Here is a 3,979-nt window from a genome sequence, read left to right as displayed (position 1 = left end):
AGGCTATACCATCTTAGATCCAGAGTCAGGTGCTGGGGCGTATATGATTGGTGGCGGGCTTGATGGAGGTTTTACTGTAATTAAAGATAGTCGTGATATAGGATTTTCTTTTACTGCTTTGATGCCGAACTTTGGATTTATTGATAATGAAACCGAAATATTAATTGGACACCTGGCAACAGTTGCTCATGTTGTAAAGCTATCTATCATTCAAATAAACAAATTCTTTAGATGCAACAGAGAGTTGGTAATTAACATTGCAGTAGCTATTGGGATAGCAGTAATAATTGCTTTACTGCTGAGTACTGAAGCAGCTAGCTTGGGAGGAGCAACGCCTGTAGTGGCACCCGCAATATTAGCATTAATCGCGATACTACCTGCATCTGCTAACGCAAATACTTTGAATGCTAACAGTGACTGTAAATCTCAATGTTTATTCGCAAATGAGACTAATATAAGGGCAGTTTTAAGGCCCACAACCGAACTAACTCTTCAGAAAAGTGTATCTTTACCTGCTATCCAGAGATATGTTGAAAGATTCGAAAATGGTGAAAAGAATATTCCTCCGATAAAAGTTGATGGAAATATAATTGTTGATGGTAACCATAGATTTGTTACAGGGAAGCTTTGTAAGTCAGAAGTATCAAAAGTAGCTGGTAACGTTGCACCAAGTCAGATACCACTGGCGTATCCTATCAGGGATATTAAGATAGATATATTAGATTGGGGAAATAAATGATCACTTTAAAGTATATTGATAACAGCGATAACTGTACTGAGAAATCTTTATATTTTGATACAGATGAAGGTTTATATCTGTCCAATATGGATTTACATAGAATCAGTTTTGAAAATATGACAATACGTAATAGTAATATAAGCAACTCTGAACTGAGAAACGCTGTTTTTACTGACGCAACATTTATCAACTGTGACTTTTCGGGTTCAGGTTTTATCAATATATATTCAGAGAATACAACTTTTAATAATTGTATTTTTGATAACGCAAGGTTTTATTCTGTCACTTTCGAGAATAGCATATGGAATAAATGCTCATTTTTAAGTACCAAAATGCATCTCGCTATTATCAACGGTGATGATATGCAGAGTGCTGTCAACAATAAATAAATTGTCTAATTATGAGACACACACAAAACCTGAACCATGACTGAGCATGATTCAGGTTTATTCTTATTAGAAGTAGACAATAATAGAGAGAAGTGAATGGTATCAGTGCGACAAAAGCGCTTAGCCTCGCCGCCCAGCAAGGACAGACTATCTATACAGTGACTAAAGCCAACTATGCTGAGATACTACCAAAGCTGAACCACAGCGATATGGTGATGACGGATATTCGTAACGGAGTTAATGCAGGTAAAACGGTAACGGTTCATGATACACAGATTAGGTTTTATAGTTGGTTGGGTACTGGTTATACTATATTAGATCCTAATTCAGGCGCTGGGGCGTATATGATAGGCGGTGGTCTTGATGGAGGTTTTAGTGATTTTATAAGTTCTGTCACAGGATGGCTAACCTTGACTTTGACTACTTTAGCAGATGCAACGGCTGGTTTTATACATAGAGTTATTAGCTTAGGTTTTTACGCTGCTACAGCAACTATAAATTTTGTAACATCAATTATTACTAATGCTTTTCTTATGTTTAGGGATTGCGATCCTGTCACTGCGGCGATTTTAATGATTCCTATAATATGTGCAACTGCTATATTTTCTGTCATAGCCTTTGTAACTAGTATATTCCTAGTAGGCGTTTTAATTTCAATAATTGGTGCACTAGTAGTAGGATATATGAGTAGTCAATTTAGGGAGATAGCATGTCGCGTGAACTAAAGTGTCCAGTCTGTGACTATAAATTACGAAACAGATTTATATTAGTTTTTCAAATTAAGAATATAGGTGATAAACGTTTGCCTTGCCCAAATTGTGGTTATGAATTGATTGATGAAGGCAAGTTAATGCCATGGGCTATTAAAGCAGTGTTATTAGGAGTTCCTATAGCTCTGATAATAGGAAATAGTTCGAAAGCATTATACTTTATCATCCCAGTTATTCTTGTAGTATGGTTTCTTGCAGGTATAACTATACCTTTAAAACCAGCAGTCAGGTGTCAGAAATAGCTGAGCTTTTCTTCACTTGATTGGACTAGCATCTAATAAAAAAATTGTTCAGTCTTTGCGATTTTATTATTTTTTAGATTATAAATTTATGTTTTTTACAGTACTCTTACTTAACCTACGGTACATTCTCAAATAACTTAACGCCAGTAACTCGCTATGGTCTGCCATTTGCTGTAAAAATGGGTGGCGTGGTCATGGATATTGACAAGATCCTGCATACCAAGGTGGAAGTTAATAATGACAGAGAAAAACTCACAGCCTATAACCTCTCAAGCGGCCCAAGCTATAGCTTAAATGATGAGCGAGGATATAACAAGGATCTGGGAGACCCTTGTCCGAGCGCAAGAGTCAAGCTGTGCTCGGCTGTGAGTTCCTGAGCAACTGTTTGAAAACCCTGATACGCCAGAAAAGGAAGCCGATGGTATCAGTGCGACTAAGGCATTGAGTCTAGCAGCGCAGAAAGGGCAAACGATTTACACTCTCAACAAAACTAACTATGCTGAGGTATTACCTAAGCTCAATCATAGCGATGTGGTGATGACCGATATCCGTAACGGCGTGAATGCAGGTAAGACAGTGACAGTGCATGATACTCAAATCACGCTTAATGGCTGGTCAGGTACTGGTTATACTATCTTGGATCCGAATACAGGCGCTGGGGCGTATATGATTGGTGGCGGGCTTGATGGTGGACAAATTGAAGTAAGCTCAAATACTTGGAATTTTTTATCTTATATGTCTATGGTTGCAGGTAATTTTTCTGGCTATGTGGAGAATTTAGCAAAAATTGGAGGTTCTGATAATGTAGCTAAATTTTTAGGTAGAATAGGCAAACATATTGGTATTGCAAGAATTCTGATTACCCTAGCTAGTATCCCAAGTGATTGTGCTGAAAAAACGGTGGCTTATATGATGACAGGAATGTATATATTGATGCAATTAGCTCTAGAGAGAGTTCTTGTCGCTCTAGCCTTTACTGGGTGGGGTCTACTTATATATATAGGTATAATTATCGCTCTTGATGCATTCTTCGTTTTTGCAACAACACAGATTTCTAATCAGCTTTGTACTAGAAGAGAAAGTTAATATGAGGAAATCAATATACATTGTATTTTTTTCGATATTACTCATTACATCAGTCAGGGACAACAGCCTATTATCATCTGTTCTTCTTCAAATACTACTACTTATTCCAATGAAAAATATTATAATTAAATGGATTGTTAGTCTATACTGGAAAAAAAAAGAATCTCAGAATTTAACCTATAAAGCAGTTGAGAGCGCTTTCGTGACTAAAGGTTATGCAGCAAGTGTTATTATTCCAAAAATATTTTTCGAATATAGTGTTGGTAATAAAAACTTTCAAGGTAGCTTTATTTACGATTCAAGATTTTTTACATCTTATGCTGATACAGCAGAAGATTTCTTTGGTAAAATCAATAAAATAGAGTTTTATTACAATCCCAAGAAACCATATAAATATTTTGTCTGCAAGCCTCTAAGTAAAGGTATGCTAGTAGAATTAAATATAGTGAAAATAATTTCCGTAATATCATTGGTTTTTCTATTTTACAATTTATATTTAAATATACAGATTTTTTACTAAATATTAGACCGATTTTATAAGTCATCGCTAGCCTTTGAGCATTAGTTTAAGAAAGCTGAGGAGGTAGCTATTTTGCAACATATCCATTGTAGTTATCATTTAAGTATCTTAACCCCAATAAACCTGAACTATAACTTAGCATAGTTGAGGTTTACTTTTGTCAAGGGTATAGCAAAGTCTATTATAGCGACTTACGATCATAGTTCAGGTCAATAACGATAGAGAAAAACTTA

4 protein-coding genes and 1 pseudogene are annotated in these 3,979 nt (G+C 35.8%); all 5 read left to right on the top strand.

What is annotated here, in order from left to right:
- Window positions 1–739, top strand: a pseudogene (locus JMY02_RS13425) (hypothetical protein); the annotation flags it as partial.
- On the top strand, window positions 736–1,128 hold the full coding sequence (locus tag JMY02_RS13815) for a pentapeptide repeat-containing protein (RefSeq protein ID WP_201599155.1): 393 nt from the start codon (window positions 736–738) through the stop codon (window positions 1,126–1,128). The pseudogene JMY02_RS13425 and the gene JMY02_RS13815, both read left to right, overlap by 4 nt.
- Before the next feature lie 92 nt (window positions 1,129–1,220).
- On the top strand, window positions 1,221–1,853 hold the full coding sequence (locus JMY02_RS13415; protein ID WP_201599154.1) for a hypothetical protein: 633 nt from the start codon (window positions 1,221–1,223) through the stop codon (window positions 1,851–1,853).
- Window positions 1,838–2,140: a hypothetical protein gene (locus tag JMY02_RS13410; RefSeq protein ID WP_201599153.1), complete on the top strand. Its 303-nt coding sequence runs from the start codon at window positions 1,838–1,840 to the stop codon at window positions 2,138–2,140. The genes JMY02_RS13415 and JMY02_RS13410 overlap by 16 nt, the downstream gene beginning before the upstream one ends.
- 537 nt (window positions 2,141–2,677) lie before the next feature.
- Entirely contained in the window at window positions 2,678–3,226 is a 549-nt protein-coding gene (locus JMY02_RS13405; RefSeq protein ID WP_201599152.1) for a hypothetical protein, read from the top strand.
- Window positions 3,227–3,979: the final 753 nt, after the last annotated feature.

Source organism: Psychrobacter vallis (assembly GCF_904846715.1).
GTDB classification, from domain to species: domain Bacteria; phylum Pseudomonadota; class Gammaproteobacteria; order Pseudomonadales; family Moraxellaceae; genus Psychrobacter; species Psychrobacter vallis.
This window is presented reverse-complemented; position numbering and strand designations above follow the sequence as displayed.

Coding starts and splice junctions, on each gene's coding strand:
- JMY02_RS13815 (WP_201599155.1), top strand. CDS start 736: ATGATCACTTTAAAGTATATTGATAACAGCGATAACTGTACTGAGAAA.
- JMY02_RS13410 (WP_201599153.1), top strand. CDS start 1,838: ATGTCGCGTGAACTAAAGTGTCCAGTCTGTGACTATAAATTACGAAAC.
- JMY02_RS13405 (WP_201599152.1), top strand. CDS start 2,678: ATGACCGATATCCGTAACGGCGTGAATGCAGGTAAGACAGTGACAGTG.